The sequence below is a fragment of the Pseudomonas sp. NFPP12 genome (genome assembly GCF_900103205.1).
Classification (GTDB): Bacteria; Pseudomonadota; Gammaproteobacteria; order Pseudomonadales; family Pseudomonadaceae; genus Aquipseudomonas; species Aquipseudomonas protegens.
The window spans coordinates 385,717-400,465 of sequence record NZ_FMWW01000002.1; the positions used below are offsets into that span (position 1 = coordinate 385,717).

At 59.3% G+C, this 14,749-nt stretch carries 13 protein-coding genes and 4 tRNA genes; 7 read left to right on the forward strand and 10 right to left on the reverse strand.

Annotated features, from left to right (window positions below; all coding sequences use genetic code 11):
* Positions 1 to 234 precede the first annotated feature (234 nt).
* Entirely contained in the window at positions 235 to 1,179 is a 945-nt protein-coding gene (locus BLS75_RS09325) for a LysR family transcriptional regulator (RefSeq protein WP_072450707.1), read from the forward strand.
* Here BLS75_RS09325 and BLS75_RS09330 read toward each other — a convergent pair.
* Positions 1,167 to 1,856: a sensor histidine kinase gene (locus BLS75_RS09330; RefSeq protein ID WP_011062753.1), complete on the reverse strand. Its 690-nt coding sequence runs from the start codon at positions 1,854 to 1,856 to the stop codon at positions 1,167 to 1,169. The two genes, BLS75_RS09325 and BLS75_RS09330, sit on opposite strands and share 13 nt — an antisense overlap.
* Entirely contained in the window at positions 1,853 to 3,457 is a 1,605-nt protein-coding gene (locus BLS75_RS09335; protein ID WP_011062754.1) for a tetratricopeptide repeat-containing response regulator, read from the reverse strand. Before BLS75_RS09335 ends, BLS75_RS09330 begins: the two co-directional genes overlap by 4 nt.
* A gap of 538 nt (positions 3,458 to 3,995) precedes the next feature.
* Here BLS75_RS09335 and BLS75_RS09340 point away from each other — a divergent pair.
* The 3 genes from BLS75_RS09340 to BLS75_RS09350 are packed head-to-tail and all read left to right on the forward strand — an operon-like array spanning position 3,996 to position 8,222.
* Positions 3,996 to 6,323, forward strand: coding sequence for a hypothetical protein (locus tag BLS75_RS09340; protein WP_072450708.1), 2,328 nt, complete (start codon positions 3,996 to 3,998; stop codon positions 6,321 to 6,323).
* Entirely contained in the window at positions 6,314 to 7,555 is a 1,242-nt protein-coding gene (locus BLS75_RS09345; protein ID WP_072450709.1) for a hypothetical protein, read from the forward strand. Before BLS75_RS09340 ends, BLS75_RS09345 begins: the two co-directional genes overlap by 10 nt.
* Positions 7,556 to 7,562: 7 nt before the next feature.
* On the forward strand, positions 7,563 to 8,222 hold the full coding sequence (locus BLS75_RS09350) for a DUF1266 domain-containing protein (RefSeq protein WP_072450710.1): 660 nt from the start codon (positions 7,563 to 7,565) through the stop codon (positions 8,220 to 8,222).
* A 288-nt stretch (positions 8,223 to 8,510) separates the two neighbouring features.
* Here BLS75_RS09350 and BLS75_RS09355 read toward each other — a convergent pair.
* A tRNA-Arg gene (locus BLS75_RS09355) sits at positions 8,511 to 8,587 on the reverse strand.
* Between the two features lie 293 nt (positions 8,588 to 8,880).
* Between BLS75_RS09355 and BLS75_RS09360 the strand changes: the two genes are divergently transcribed.
* Together BLS75_RS09360 and BLS75_RS09365 are read left to right on the forward strand one after the other, a co-directional pair.
* Positions 8,881 to 9,120 carry a hypothetical protein gene (locus BLS75_RS09360; protein WP_065365406.1) on the forward strand — a complete coding sequence of 80 codons (240 nt, stop codon included), beginning with the start codon at positions 8,881 to 8,883 and terminating at the stop codon, positions 9,118 to 9,120.
* A gap of 23 nt (positions 9,121 to 9,143) precedes the next feature.
* Complete coding sequence (locus BLS75_RS09365; protein WP_041119533.1) at positions 9,144 to 9,323, forward strand: PA3371 family protein; 180 nt, start codon at positions 9,144 to 9,146, stop codon at positions 9,321 to 9,323.
* On the opposite strand, the gene phnN is transcribed toward BLS75_RS09365, so the two are convergent.
* Positions 9,298 to 9,879 carry a phosphonate metabolism protein/1,5-bisphosphokinase (PRPP-forming) PhnN gene (phnN, locus tag BLS75_RS09370; protein WP_072450711.1) on the reverse strand — a complete coding sequence of 194 codons (582 nt, stop codon included), beginning with the start codon at positions 9,877 to 9,879 and terminating at the stop codon, positions 9,298 to 9,300. The two genes, BLS75_RS09365 and phnN, sit on opposite strands and share 26 nt — an antisense overlap.
* A 379-nt stretch (positions 9,880 to 10,258) precedes the next feature.
* Here phnN and BLS75_RS09380 point away from each other — a divergent pair, with 379 nt between their 5' ends.
* Complete coding sequence (locus tag BLS75_RS09380; RefSeq protein WP_003204761.1) at positions 10,259 to 10,585, forward strand: Arc family DNA-binding protein; 327 nt, start codon at positions 10,259 to 10,261, stop codon at positions 10,583 to 10,585.
* A gap of 109 nt (positions 10,586 to 10,694) precedes the next feature.
* Here the strand turns inward: BLS75_RS09380 and mgtE are convergent, their stop codons facing one another.
* From mgtE to BLS75_RS09410, 6 genes are all read right to left on the reverse strand, one after another.
* Complete coding sequence (mgtE, locus tag BLS75_RS09385; protein WP_011062760.1) at positions 10,695 to 12,137, reverse strand: magnesium transporter; 1,443 nt, start codon at positions 12,135 to 12,137, stop codon at positions 10,695 to 10,697.
* A gap of 421 nt (positions 12,138 to 12,558) precedes the next feature.
* Positions 12,559 to 12,635 (reverse strand) — tRNA-Arg (locus tag BLS75_RS09390).
* A gap of 72 nt (positions 12,636 to 12,707) precedes the next feature.
* Positions 12,708 to 12,784: transfer RNA gene (locus BLS75_RS09395), tRNA-Arg, on the reverse strand.
* 107 nt (positions 12,785 to 12,891) lie between these two features.
* Positions 12,892 to 12,982 (reverse strand) — tRNA-Ser (locus BLS75_RS09400).
* 62 nt (positions 12,983 to 13,044) lie between these two features.
* Positions 13,045 to 13,233, reverse strand: a complete 189-nt coding sequence (gene csrA, locus BLS75_RS09405) for a carbon storage regulator CsrA (protein WP_002554426.1) — start codon at positions 13,231 to 13,233, stop codon at positions 13,045 to 13,047.
* A gap of 187 nt (positions 13,234 to 13,420) precedes the next feature.
* Complete coding sequence (locus BLS75_RS09410) at positions 13,421 to 14,662, reverse strand: aspartate kinase (protein WP_011062761.1); 1,242 nt, start codon at positions 14,660 to 14,662, stop codon at positions 13,421 to 13,423.
* Between the last annotated feature and the right edge of the window lie 87 nt (positions 14,663 to 14,749).

Below are 14,749 nucleotides of genomic sequence, written 5' to 3' on the forward strand. Positions count from 1 at the left end.
TGGCCATCGGTTGTCATGACTCAATCCTTGTTGTTATACGAGCCGCGAACGGCGACCCGTACAAAATACGCACCACCCGTTCAGGATTTCAAGCAGGCGCGAGTAAAATCCCCGGCCCTGCCCCCACTGGCGGGGCAAGCAGGCCGCCAGCCTTGTTACAGGTCCATGGTGTCCATCAATCAGGACAAGGGAGTAGGCTCGGCACGTCGCCTACGCCAACTTGAGGGAGCGCCCATGCTGGGAAGCCTGGCCGATATTGATTTGCGGATGCTGCGGGTGTTCTGCGCCATCGTTGATGCCGGCGGGTTCACCGCAGCCCAGGCACGGCTCAACACCAGCCTGTCGCGACTGAGCGTGGTGGTCCGGGACCTTGAGGAGCGCCTGGGCTACTCCCTGTGCAGGCGCGGTAGCAGCGGATTTCAGCTGACCGATCAGGGCCAGGAGCTGTTCGAGGCAGCACAATTGCTGTTCGCCGACATCGAGCGCTTTCGCCAGCACGCCAACCGCCTCGGCCCCATCACCCGCGAGCAGTTGCAGATCGGCAGTGTCGACAGCCTGATCAGCCTGCCCTATGCCCCCCTGTCCCTGGCCCTGGGCCATCTGCGCCGGCGCCTGCCCCAGGTACGGCCGAACCTGCACCTGATGCGCCCCGACGAACTGGAACAGGCCGTGCTCGACGAACGCCTGCACCTGGCCATCGGCGCTTTCCACCATCAACTGTCGGGGTTGCACTATCAGCACCTGTTCGAGGAGGAACAGAACCTCTACTGCGCCAACGGCCATCCGCTGTTCCTGCGCACCGACGAAACACTGACCCTGGAAGAAATCTGCGCCGCCGACTATGTGAGCCGGGGCTACATGGCGGAACACCAGCGTCCCCATGACCTGCACTTCAACCAGAGCGTCAGCGCCTACGCCATGGAGGCCATCGCCACGCTGATTTTCTCCGGCACCTACCTGGGTTACCTGCCCAGCCACTATGCAGCGGCCTGGGTGGCCAAGGGCCAACTGCGCGCCTTGCTACCCGAGCGCCTGGCCTACCGCTCGCACTTTCACTGCATCACCCGCCAGGGCCAGGAACCCAAGGTCGCACTGGCAACCTTTCTGGAATGCCTGGCCCTGGCCGGGCGGCAACTGGGCGAGGCACACCTTCAACCACTCGTGGCTCAGGGCAAGTAGAGCTTGAACAACCCGCCGCCCAATGGGCCGCCATTGCTGATCCGAGTGTGGCCGCACACGCCATTGCGCTGATGCAATTCGGCAATGCGCCCGGCAAAGTACAGGCCCAGCCCGGTGCTGCCGCTGCTTTGATTGATGCCCTGCACATAGTCGGCCTGACGCTCGATCATCCCTTGGGGATAGCCTTCGCCATCGTCGTTGATGGACAGCACCACCTGCCCTTCCTCATCACTGACGCTGATCAGCAGGGCATGACGTGCATGGCGAATGGAATTGTTGATGCAATTGGCCAATACCGAGGCGATCAGCTCACGATCGAAGAACCCCAGGGGGCTCAGCGGATCGACTTCATAGGCGGCGGAAATGCCACGGCTCTTGAACACGTCCTGGTGGCTCACCAGTTGCGCTTCGATGAAGTCATCCAGTTCGTGGTAGGCCGGCTGCAACGGCAGCTGGTTGATCCCCAGCTTGTATAGCCCCAGCAGTTGCACCAGCATGCCGTTGAGGTGGGCGAACTGATAGTCGATCACCCCCTGCTCTGGCGCATTCTGCTGCTCGGGCAAGCGCGCCAGCCACTGGGCGTGAGCCTGCATCAGCATGGCCAGGGAGTTCTTCATGTCATGTACGGTGGAGGCGATCACCGTGGAAAAGTCGAGCGCCTGTTGCTTTTCGATCATTGGCCAAACGCCTTGCTTCGCAGCTTCTGATAGCGCGGATAACGCGCGTCGGTATCGGGCATCATGCCCACCAATTTAAGGCACGCCCGGCATTCTTCCAGGAGTGCCGCGTCCGGATTGGCGTCGGCGCCGTGCAGCAGCGACTGGGCCATGTTCAGGGCAATACTGATGTTCTTCGGTTGCATGGCCAGGGCCTTGCGGAACAACTCCCGCGCTTCCACGAGGTTGCCGCCCTTGTAGCTGCGCACGCCCTGACGGTTGATATCGGCGGCGGCATTGGAAGAACTGAGGATAGTCGGGTCGTCGGTCAGCTTGGCGATGTTCTGCATGACCTTCGGATCATCACCATAGATCTCCGCACAGTTCTTGAGCATCGAAGCACCGGCACTGGCCTGCCCCAGCATCTGCAGTTGCTTGGCCACCAGCAGCGCCGCTTCGGGGCTCATGAACTGCTCCATGCCGTCCAGGCGCAGCAACGCCTGCTCGGTGAGTTTTTCCGCGGTCTCGGCATCATTGAGCAACAGGCTCGTGGCCTTCATCAGCCGCGCGCGAATCTGCAGGCCCGGGTCAGTGGGATTCTCCTTGGCCACGGCACTCAGGGTCTGGTTGATTTCCAGTCGGGTGCGCGTGTCCAGGCCCCTCTCGCTGCCCTTGCTGATCAGGGCATGGGCCAGCCCGAGGTTGCTTTCCGGGTCCTTGAAACGCGACTGCGCGCCCTGGGACACCGCCTGGCGATAAGCCCGGGAGGCGCTGTCAAAGTCTTCGTTGGCCATGGCCAGCTTGCCCAGCAATGCCTGGCGCCGCACGGCCAGGGGAGAAAGGCGCACCGCCTCTTCCAGCACGTTCTGGGCCCGCTGGGTATCGCCTTCGGCTACCAGCACCTCTGCCAGACCGTCGTAGAGGCCCGGCATCATCGGAAAGGCCTTCAAGGCCTTTTCATAAACCGCCTTGGCCTCGCCAACCTGCCCGCGCTTGAACAGCAGGCGCCCCAGCCCGACGTAGGCCCAGGGCAGCGGCCGGTCCGCCAGGATGCTGTTGTACAGGCGCTCCAGGGCCTCGTTCTGATGCATGTCGCGCAGGGCATCGGCGCGGTAGCGCAAGCACAACGGCGCATAACGCGGGTCCTGCTTGCACAGGGCGATGCAGGCGTTGAGCACCTCCACCGGCTTGCCCCGGTCAAGGGCCTGGAGAATGGGTTTGAGCAACGTCTTGCGCTGCTGCAGGCGCTCCAGGCGCTGGGCCAGACCGGAGCGGTTGAAAGGCTTGGTCAGGTAGGCATCGGGCTCATGCTCCAGGGCACTGAGCACCATGGCCTGGCTGCTCTCGGCGGTGACCATGAGGAACACGCTCTCATGGCTGATGAGCTTTTCCAGCATCAGGTCTTCGAGCACCTGCTGGCCGTTTTTCTTGCCGTCGCCCAGGTGATAGTCCTGGAGGATGAAGTCGTAGCGCTTCTGCGCGCACATGCGCAGGGCCTGCTCGCCAGTGTCGGCGGTGTCTACATCCTTGACGCCCAGCTCACGCAGCATCGAACGCACCGAACTGCGGAAGTCCGAGAAATCATCGACGATCAAAAAGCTCTTTTGGTGGTACGCCAGCATCGAAGATTCCAGGCAAGTAAGAAGATCAATCCAAAGACAGCAGGACCCACCCGGCTTCGCAGCCTGTTTTTGGCGCGCAGATAATAGCTGCTGGCCACGGGCTATCAAGCACTTTCCGGTCGGCCTGTGATCCAGGCCGTCACTTGGGAACACAATTGTCCACTGAGGTTATCGGCCGGATTACGCATTCCCTTATAGCCGACAGGCGGCATTTCACCGCGGATTGCACAAGTCTCGACCAGCCCGTGTACTCGGCCGTAAAAGAGGCCCGTTTGCACGCTCAAACCTTGGATTCTGAAACATCACCTGATAGCGTGCTGCGCCTCACAGCCTCGATCGTTTCTGGCCGGAAATACCCCTGCATTGCAGAGGGTCTGCCGCGCAATAAAGGGTCCATCAGTCGCAAGCGTCGCAGGCTTGCGACCCGGGTGTCGAAGGATCGGCATGACACCCCACGGCGGTACCAACGACGAGCAAATGCCGGTCTGCCAGGCAGTGCATCACGTGATGCGCAGGTCATTATCAAATGGAGTTAACGATGGCGCATAACAGCAGTGCGATAACCGGCATTGAACTGGAACAGTTCATGGACCGCCTGGAGGCGCAACAGCAAGAACAGGAATCCGATGCCCTGCTGGCTCAGTTGCAGGCACAACCGCTGCAGGCCGACTCCCTGGCGTCCATCGACCGCCTGCACACCCTGTGGATGCAGGCCGGTGATTCAGCGGCAGCCCGGGCCGTCATCGATCAGGATGGCGACGCTCTTGTACAAGCCGCCCCAGAGCCGGCCCGCGCCGAGCTGATGATGAACCTGGCTATCCTGCGCCTGCGGGTCGCCAACTACCTCGATGACGAGCCAACCCTGATCGAAGTGCTCGGACAGCTCGAACAGATGGCCACGCAAACCCTGGATTTCAATGTCGAGCATTACCGCCGCTATCGGATCTTCGACGATCTGGAACGCGCTAGTTGTGAAATAGCACTGAAAACCATCGAAGTGCGCTACGCCCTGACCTTGGGCAACCCTGCCCGCGCGGCCCTGCGTGCCTGGGATGCCGCCGATCAGTATCAGCGCCGCGCCCGAGTCCTGGCCTACCACGACCGCAATGAAGAGGCCCGTAGTGCAGCCCTGGAGGCGGTCAACGCCGTACGTACCGCCGGCCCGGACCAGGATATCGATGAAGGCGACTGGCTGTGGTTGGGCAACTCGCTGATCGAGATCATTCCGCTGCGCCTGGCACTGTTCGAGCAACCCATCGCGCAACTGACCGCTGGCCGCTCCCTGCCCCAGCGCCGCGAATGGGAAGTGCGCACCGCACGCTTGGCGGCCCGCGCCCTGCACGCCCAGGGCGACCTGGCCGGCGCCCTGAAGATCTGCAATGCCGCAGCCCTGAGCCTGGATTCCGACGGGGGCAACAACTTTATCGAATACGAATTGCCCTGGCTGATGGAAGCTGGCCGCATCGACGAAGCCGGATTTCGCGCATTCATCGATGTCTATGACAGGCAAACCGAGCTATGGCCAGCCACCGCCCGCCTGGTACTCGATCGCCTGCAAGACCCTGATGAGCGCAGTGCCTGGTGGCCGATTTGCGTGATGCGTGCCTGTATCACCGAGGAAGTGCTGCAGAGCTTCCTGCAAGCACTGCCAAGTATCGAAACCAGCGAGTCTGCCACCACGCCACTACTGGCCGCCCTCTCCCTGGCCATGGAGGACCTGCAAGCTGGCGAAGCGCTGTATACCGAAGCTCGTGCAGAAGCGGTGCGTCGCGCGCCCGATCACCCCTGGATCACCCGCCTGGCAGCGGTGCATGACGCTGAGCACGGCCTGATCGATGCGGCCACTGAAGCCAGCCTGCTGCAAACCGCCATCCAGGCGGGCCGCATGCAAGACAACCGCAGTGCGTTTTCGCTGTTTGCCGCTCGGATCAACAGCCAGGGGATTATCGAGGCACTCAAAGCGCCCAAGCCCGTCCTGTCCTGCGGCAAGCACGCCTACAACTACGCACTGGGCATTGAAGACCTGGCCGAAGCAGAAGCCGACAAACTGCCCTCGGACGCCCGGGACCAGGCCTATTCGTTGCTGCGCGAAGCCCAGAGAGATGCCTACGAGCAGGGCCAGGCCCATATGGAGCGCTATTTCGCCAGCGGCAGCGGCCACCCCTACGATGCCTGCGCGCACCTGTATTCCATGCTCTGCAACAACCTGGCGATCAACTACCGCTACTACAACCCGATTCGCTACGAAGACGCCATCGAACTGCATACACGGGGCATCGTCGCCAGCCCGTTCGCCGAACACTACAACGGGCTGCTCAGTGCGCGTATCAGTCTGGAGGATCTGCCCGGCATTATCGATGCCGCGGAACAGCTTTGGCATTACTCGGCCGAGTTCGGCTACAGCCGCCACAACCCGGATGAATACGTAGCCTCGGTGGCGTACGCCCTGTACAAGCTCGATCGCGACAATGAGATCCTCATCTGGCTCGAACGCCTGCTCAAGTGGCAGGAAGAGCAAGGCGTCAGCGATCAGCAACTGGACAGCTCGGCGCTGTTTGCCCGGATCCAGGTCGCACGCTACCTGGCCCATGCCCATCCGGACAACGCCGACAGCCTCTGGCAGCGTTACCAGCCGGCGGTACTGTCCTTGAACGAAGTCTCGGTCATGTCCGCCTCGGTGGACTTCCTCAAGGCCCGGGGGCGGGCCGCCGAAGCCATTGACTACTGCGCACGCACCCTGGCCCTGTGCACCCCGGACGATGACTACGACATCCGGTGCCGTGCCCGGATCGAGCAAATCCTGAGCGAGCTGCAAGCCCCGGCTCAACCGGCCGGCAAGAAAAACTGGTGGCAGATATGGAAGTAAGCGCCGACAAGCGCAGCCCCAGCTACGCCCCGCGCAACCTGCTCAATGCCGATGAACTGAAACGCGGCATCACCCAGCGCAGCCAGCAGCGCAAGGACGAGCAAGCAGTGCAGGGCTGGCTGTTGAACCACTTCTATCGCCACCTGGCGGGCAACTTCGAACCGGCACGGCGCATCCAGTCCCTGGATGACGCCTGTACGGCCCTGGGTAGCGACTCTCTGCCGACCTGGGTGAGCGGCTATTTCGAGCACGCCGCCAAGGCGCAATCCGAAGATTGCGCCAAAGCCCTGGCGCCTCTGGTCTGGGTCAACCCGCAGGACCCGCAGCTGCTGCACCAGGAAGCCCAACTGGTGGAGTTCCTGACCTCACGCAAAGGCACAGCTCTTGAGGGCAAGCTGGATCGCATCACCTGCCTACAAGCGCTGGCATTGTGGGAAAGGGAGCATGCACAAATGGCGGCCCGGGTCGACCAGGGGTGGCGCCAGAGCTCTGCCGAAGCCCTCAACGTGATCCTCACCTGTGCCGAGCACACCTGGGTCGAACTGCGCCCGCACAGCCCGCTGTTGCGGGCCGAGATGGCCTTTGAAAGCTACGTGATGCGCCATTGTCTCGGGCAGTTCGCCGACCGTCGGGCCCTGACCGGCGGCTACGGAGAGCGTTACGCCGAAGCGATGGAACAACAGGGCATACGCGTGTTCAGCCTGCGCGATGCTCAAGGCCAACCCCACATCACCGTCAGCCTGATCATCCAGGACGACGGTGCACTGACGGTGGAGCAGGTCAAAGGCAAGCAGAACCGCCCGCCCGTCGAACGTTATTTCCACGACCTGCTGCGCTTTCTCAACACCCTGGGCACCGACCAACAGACCCCGGCCGACTGCATTGCCATCGGCATAGTGCGTACCGAGGCGGGTTGGCTGCGTATCGAAGAAGTCAGCGACCCTCAAACCCAGACCCGTCTGGTGGCCCGTTACCCACAGTTGTTCCGACGGCTGGAAGCCCCTTCGGCCATGGTCGAGTGGCTGGTCGCGGCACGCCAGTCCGACCTGCTGCTGGAGGTCGCGCCTCAGGCGCCGACTGTCAAGTACGCCACCCGTCACATCTTCAAGAAAAACCCCTGGCTACCCCGTCAGGCCGAGGACCCGCAGTATCGGACCGAAAGCGTGCCCTGGTCGGATATGTCCCCATCCCTGGCCGAAGAAATCAGCACATGGCAAAACAGAAGCAGGTAATACGCAGATGATGACGGTAATTGTCGTGCTATTGGGCGCCTGGCTGGGCTGGCGTCACTTTCGCCGCCCGCCGGGAACATCCCTGGTGGTATTCACACCACGCAAGCGTTGGGCACTGACACTGGCACAACCCATGGTCGATGCCACCGGAATGACCGGTTTCTACGACCCCGATACCACCCACTTCATGGATCAGGCGAAAAACACCCTGCGGGCCTCGTTGCTGCACCAGATCGGTTTTCGCAGCAACGCCACCGACGACGAAGTCTGCGCCCACCTCAATGGCACCCTGGAGCGCCAGTGGTTTCGTATTGACCTGCATGGCCTGAATCCCAGTGACGACCCGCGAGCAGCCATGGCCTTCGCCTGCGTGCGCAGCGCATTTTTTGTCCGTTGCGCCATGTTGATGAGCTGGCTCGAACCTGAAACAGGGTGGCGCATCATGCTGCTCAACGCCCAGCGGGCCCAGGACTGCTTCAACGACTGGGAAGACTTCGGCAAGGCCTTCATGCTGGGCCGCCAGCAATGGATAGCCGCATTCAGGGCCGATTCCCTGGGAGCTTCATTCAATGAAACGAAGCTGAACCAGTTGCTGGCACCCGGCAGCGGAGTGTGGGCAAGGGTCGACTGGAAGGGATTGCCGGCGCTCTGTCCGGTAGCGGATTGATATTTCTGGCCCTGGCGACAAGCAGCCAGATCAGCAAAACAACGTGAATCCTTGCAGGCCATCAAAAAACACTCACTGTGGCCCTATTCACAAGCACGTAGCCCCACGCTGGTCAGGCTGTCACCAATACAAGAAAAAGAGCCCGTTGTTTAACGTGCCCCTCTGATAGACGAAAACAAAAAAGCCCCGCCCGAGCATCGCCCGGTGGGGCTTTTCTTTATTCTTTCGCTCCGGGGTCCAAGAACAGATCAACCGCGCAGGGATCAGCCCAGAAAGATACGAATTATATGGTGTCCCAGGGCAGGTTCGAACTGCCAACCTTCCCCTTAGGAGGGGGATGCTCTATCCAATTGAGCTACTGAGACAAAACAGCGAGCGCCATTGCGGCACGGCGCGGAGGACGGCGTGCATGTTAACGGCCAAGGCTGCATTTGTCATGTGATCCATAGGGCTTTTTGCAGGAAGCATCAGGCTCGCCCCGCGGCTTCGATGCCGCGTCGTGCAAATTGCATCACTGCAAAAAGCCATCATTGCAAAATGCAATTAAAGAGACTTTAAAAATCAGCTCAACATATTGTTTTTAAAGACTTTATCGCCAGGTAAACTCTTGGCACGCAGGCTGCTTGTTCAGTGGATAAACACTGAGGAGATGCCGCCCATGAATAGCGCTCTGTTGCTCTTGAATGCGATTGCCATTGCCGTATTGGCGGCCTTTCACTTTCAACCTGCAGATGACGCTGCCCCTGGCGGGTCATCCTTCGCCCATTACCAGCAACGCCTGGCACCCCAGCTGGCAGTCATGAACACCCAGATTGAGCCTGGCTCAGTGACCCGGGTTACCCAGGGAAAAGCCTCGCAACAGCCAGGCGCCGCACCCACTGAACGCTGGGTATTTTGAGACCGAGACTACAGGAGCCATTTATGTCCACCGCTGCCAAAAGCCTGCTTGTTCTGACGCTACTCAGCGCCATTGCCGCTGTGTTCCTGCCTGAAGAACCTCTGGGCAGCGCGCCACTGATCATCAGCGGCTCACTGTTCGGCCTGTTTCTGCTGGCACTGCTGGCTGGCCGCAAGATCAAGTTCGACCCTGTATTGCGCTGATACCGTGCTCTTGCAATATGTCTAAGAGGCGCCTCAAGGTAACCTGTAATTCGGCAGAATTATCCAGGCGAACCACTCCCTCCTCATCCAGCCAGCCGGCATGGGCAAACTGTTCATTACGCTGCAGGCGCTCTTCTATCTCCGGCAGGCTTTCCCTGGCCCGACGCAGCAAGCGACGGCGTAATACTTCGTTATCAACCGTCAGAACTATCGGAATCAGATCGGGATACCGAGCTCGCGCCCTGGACAGATAGCCTCTGGACCCGTTGACCAGGACATTGCGCCCCTGCGCCAACCAGCTATCGATCACCACGGGAATCCCATAACCCAGGCCATTGGCCTGCCAGAACAAAGCGAAATCCCCCCGGCCTACTCGTCCCGCGAACTCCTCGGCGGTGACCTCAATCGCCTCCTCTCCCACCGACTCGGCAGAGCGCGTGATCACCCTTCTTGCCACTTCACAGCCCAACGCACTTAAAGGCTGCCGGGCCGCATCAATCAGGCTATCCTTGCCGGCCCCTGAAGGCCCCATCAAGTAGATCAACCTACCCGGCATGGGTGGCTGCTCCGCAGAGCACAACTAGTAAATCGGCCATTTGCCACTATCCTCTGACAGGTAGGGATTACACTTTCATCCGCATAGCATGCACCTTCGTCGGTGCACTGACACTCCCGCAGGATGGGAGAGTGCGGCCACTAACGCGGACCCGACGAACTTTTCAAACCAGTCCGCATTTCTGATAATTGGTGCTGGCATAACGCCTTTATCCAGTTCAATATTTGTCACAGAATTGACGCCAAGGATCTGGCAATTTTGAGGCATGATGCGGGCCTCTTAACAATTCAGGTTGAACATTTGGCATTCAGGCTTGTCCTAAAAGACAGCCCGCGGCCAATTCCGAGAACCGCTCCCCCTGAACTAACCGGTTAAATATATGCGCCCATTGAAACAGGCAATTTATTCCAGCCGTACGGCTGACAAGTTCGTCGTACGTCTACCCGACGGGATGCGTGAACGCATTGCCGAGGTGGCTCGCAATCATCACCGCAGCATGAACTCCGAAATCATCGCGCGCCTGGAACAGAGTCTTATTCAGGAAGGCGCCTTGGGTGAAGAGCTGAGCATGCGCCTGGACAGCCCCGAACTGTCCTTGCATGAGCGCGAACTGCTTCAACGTTTCCGCCAACTCTCACATCGCCAGCAAAACGCTTTGGTTTCGCTGATCGCCCATGACGCCGAAATGGCCGCAGACGCCACCTGATTGCATCTCGCAAGCTCAAGCCAGCCTAGTCGCTGGCTTTTTTTTGCCCCGCCAAAAGCAGCGAAGCGCCATTTAGGCGCTTCGTCGGTAACCAACAGGGAAAAACGGCTCAAAGCAGGAAAATGGTCGCCAGGCCGAGAAAGATGAAAAAGCCGCCGCTGTCAGTCATGGCGGTGATCATCACGCTAGCGCCCATCGCCGGATCACGCCCCAGGCGCGCCAGGGTCATGGGGATCAGAACCCCCATCAGCGCCGCCAGCAGCAGGTTCAAGGTCATGGCAGCGGTCATGACCACCCCCAGCGACCAGCTCCCGTAGAGCATGTACGCCACGACACCGATCACCCCACCCCAGACCAGGCCATTGATCAGGGCTACTGCCAGCTCTTTACGCATCAAGCGCGAGGTATTGCCAGTGCTCACCTGGTCCAGGGCCATTGCCCGGACAATCATAGTGATGGTCTGATTACCCGAGTTGCCACCGATACCCGCAACGATGGGCATCAGGGCCGCCAACGCCACCAGCTTTTCAATCGAGCCCTCGAACAGGCCAATCACCCGGGACGCGACAAACGCGGTAATCAGATTGATCGCCAGCCAGGCCCAACGGTTGCGCAGGGATTTCCAGACCGAGGCGAAGATGTCTTCCTCTTCCCGCAGACCGGCCATGTTGAGGACTTCGGTCTCACTTTCCTCACGAATCAGGTCGACCATTTCGTCGATGGTCAAACGGCCGATCAACTTGTCGTTCTTGTCGACCACAGGGGCCGAAATCAGGTCATAACGCTCAAACGCCTGAGCCGCGTCGTAGGCGTCTTCATCCGGGTGAAAACTCACCGGATCACTGGCCATGACCTCAGCGACCTGCTTGTCCGGGTCATTGACCAGCAGACGTTTGATCGGCAACACCCCTTTGAGCACGCCGTCGTAGTCCACCACGAACAGTTTGTCGGTGTGGCTTGGCAATTCTTTCAGGCGACGCAAATAACGCAGGACCACTTCCAGGCTGACATCCTCGCGGATGGTCACCATCTCGAAATCCATCAGCGCACCGACCTGCTCCTCGTCATAGGACAGCGCGGAGCGAACGCGCTCACGCTGCTGACCGTCGAGAGCCTCCATCAGCTCATGGACGACGTCTCGCGGCAGCTCGGGGGCCAGGTCAGCAAGTTCGTCAGCGTCCATCTCCTTGGCGGCAGCCAGGAGCTCGTGATCGTCCATGTCGGCGATCAGGGTTTCACGTACGGAATCGGATACTTCGAGGAGGATGTCGCCGTCACGCTCAGCCTTGACCAACTGCCAGACGGTCAGACGCTCTTCCAGAGGCAAGGCTTCAAGGATGTAGGCGACGTCAGCAGAGTGCAGATCATCGAGCTTGCGTTGCAACTCGACGAGGTTCTGCCGATGGACCAGGTTCTCGACCCGGTCATGATGATGGCCTTCCTGACGGTGCGTCAGGTCTTCAACTACTCGCTGGCGCTGCAGCAGTTCAACGACTTGAGCCAGGCGGTCTTGCAGGCTTTCCTGCGTTTTCTTTACTTCTACTTCGGTCATAGGCGAACTCCACTCCCAGCAGAGGAGCACGCCGGAAGGATCAATCAGTCAATTCATGATTGTTAAAACGGGATACTGAGTAACTACTGGGTAAGTCCATGGAGGTATTCCACAAGCCCCGGCGGGGCTGACGGGCGCAATCATACACCGCTTGACGGTTTTAAACGTTAAAAAATCGCGGCAAGAACAAGCGCTTGCGGCATAAAGCTGAGCAACGTCCGAATCTATGAGACTGCGACGCCTCGACAGAAAAAGAAAACACACGGCACAGGAAAAAAGTCGGAGAGACAGGCTCACAGGCATTGCATTCGACTTCCGCCGGGCAAAGCCGTTCCAGCCCAGGAGGGCAAAAGAGATAAAGGAGGATAAAAAAGGCAGAAAGCAAAAAGCCCGCATCTTTCGATGCGGGCTTCCTGGTGTATGGTGCACTCGACAGGATTCGAACCTGTGACCGCTCGGTTCGTAGCCGAGTACTCTATCCAGCTGAGCTACGAGTGCATTTTGTGTTTTTAGACCAGACCACAACTGGTTGAAGCCAAGTTAACTACATAACTGTAACTAACTCTTAAATGGTGCACTCGACAGGATTCGAACCTGTGACCGCTCGGTTCGTAGCCGAGTACTCTATCCAGCTGAGCTACGAGTGCATTTGTTGCCGCGCATTATAGGCCGTTAAATCTTTTTGTAAAGCACTTTTTCTAGTAATTTCAACAACTTACAGAAGAAGCCAGATTACAACGTACTAAGCAAATAATGGCGGAGAACGGGGGATTCGAACCCCCGACACCCTTTTGAGGTGTACTCCCTTAGCAGGGGAGCGCCTTCGGCCACTCGGCCAGCTCTCCGCAACACGGGGCGTATATTAACCAGCTTTCTCCCCGTTTGCAAACAAAAAAAACGATAAAAATTAATGGCTTGGTTCTTCGTCCTTCTCTTTCTTAATCCGCAGGTAAATTTCCTCACGGTGAACCGCCACTTCTTTGGGGGCGTTGACACCAATACGCACTTGATTACCTTTGACGCCGAGCACGGTCACAGTGATCTCGCCATCACCAATGATCAGGCTTTCTGCGCACCGACGAGTCAGAATCAGCATACCTTTCTCCTCACGCATTACATTTTCAGGGACTACAGTCTGCAAAAAAAAGGGTGTTGGCCTACAACCGGGTCGGCTGCAGTCCTACACGCCTAAGTATTGACTAGCACGGGCAAAAGAACAGTTTTCTCCCGTGCCGATCAAAAACACAAAGGGCGCGGTCAGACCGCGCCCTTTCAAACACGCATCACTCGCCCTGTCGGGCCGGAGCGTCGAGCTCGAAAGCGGTGTGCAGCGCACGTACCGCCAACTCCAGGTACTTCTCCTCGATCACCACCGAAACCTTGATTTCAGAAGTGGAGATCATCTGGATGTTGATGCTCTCTTTAGCCAGGGCCTCGAACATGCGGCTGGCAACGCCCGCGTGGGAGCGCATGCCGACACCAACGATCGATACCTTGGCAATGTCCGTGTCGCCTACCACTTCGCGGGCACCGATTTCACGTGCGGTGTTCTCCAGCACGGTCTGGGCCGCCAGGTAGTCATTGCGGTGCACGGTGAAGGTGAAGTCGGTGGTGTTATCGTGCGAAACGTTCTGCACGATCATGTCGACTTCAATGTTCGCCGCGCTGATCGGGCCAAGGATCTTGAAGGCCACGCCAGGATTGTCTGGCACGCCACGGATAGTCAGCTTGGCTTCATCGCGGTTGAAAGCGATGCCGGAAATGATCGGCTGTTCCATGGATTCCTCTTCATCAATAGTAATGAGGGTGCCCGGACCCTCCTGAAAGCTGTGCAGAACGCGCAGCGGAACGTTGTACTTGCCAGCAAACTCGACCGCACGGATCTGCAACACCTTGGAACCGAGACTGGCCATTTCCAGCATCTCTTCAAAGGTGATCTTGTCCAGGCGCTGAGCCTTGGGCACAACCCGCGGATCGGTGGTGTAGACGCCGTCGACATCGGTATAGATCTGGCACTCATCGGCCTTCAGAGCCGCCGCCAGCGCCACACCGGTGGTGTCGGAACCACCACGCCCCAGGGTGGTGATGTTGCCGTGCTCGTCAACGCCCTGGAAACCAGCAACCACTACCACACGACCGGCTTTCAGATCGCCACGAATCTTCTGATCATCAATCTGCAGGATTCGCGCTTTATTGTGAGCGCTGTCGGTTAGGATGCGCACCTGGTTACCGGTATAGGACACCGCCGGAACACCGCGCTTGATCAACGCCATGGCCAGCAACGCGATAGTCACTTGCTCGCCGGTGGAGACGATCACATCCAGCTCACGGGGAACCGGTTTGGCTTCGCCACTGATCTGCTTGGCCAGATCGATCAGGCGGTTGGTTTCGCCACTCATCGCCGACAGCACGATCACCAGGTCATCGCCGGCTTCGCGGAACTTCTTCACCTTGTCGGCGACCTGCTCGATCCGCTCGACAGAGCCGACCGAGGTGCCTCCAAATTTCTGTACGATCAAAGCCATTTTCTAAGCCGCCTCAGCCCGTAAAGGGGCGCCCGTTAAACAATCAAACTGCACAGCGCAAGGACCCGCCACTAGACGACGGGCCCG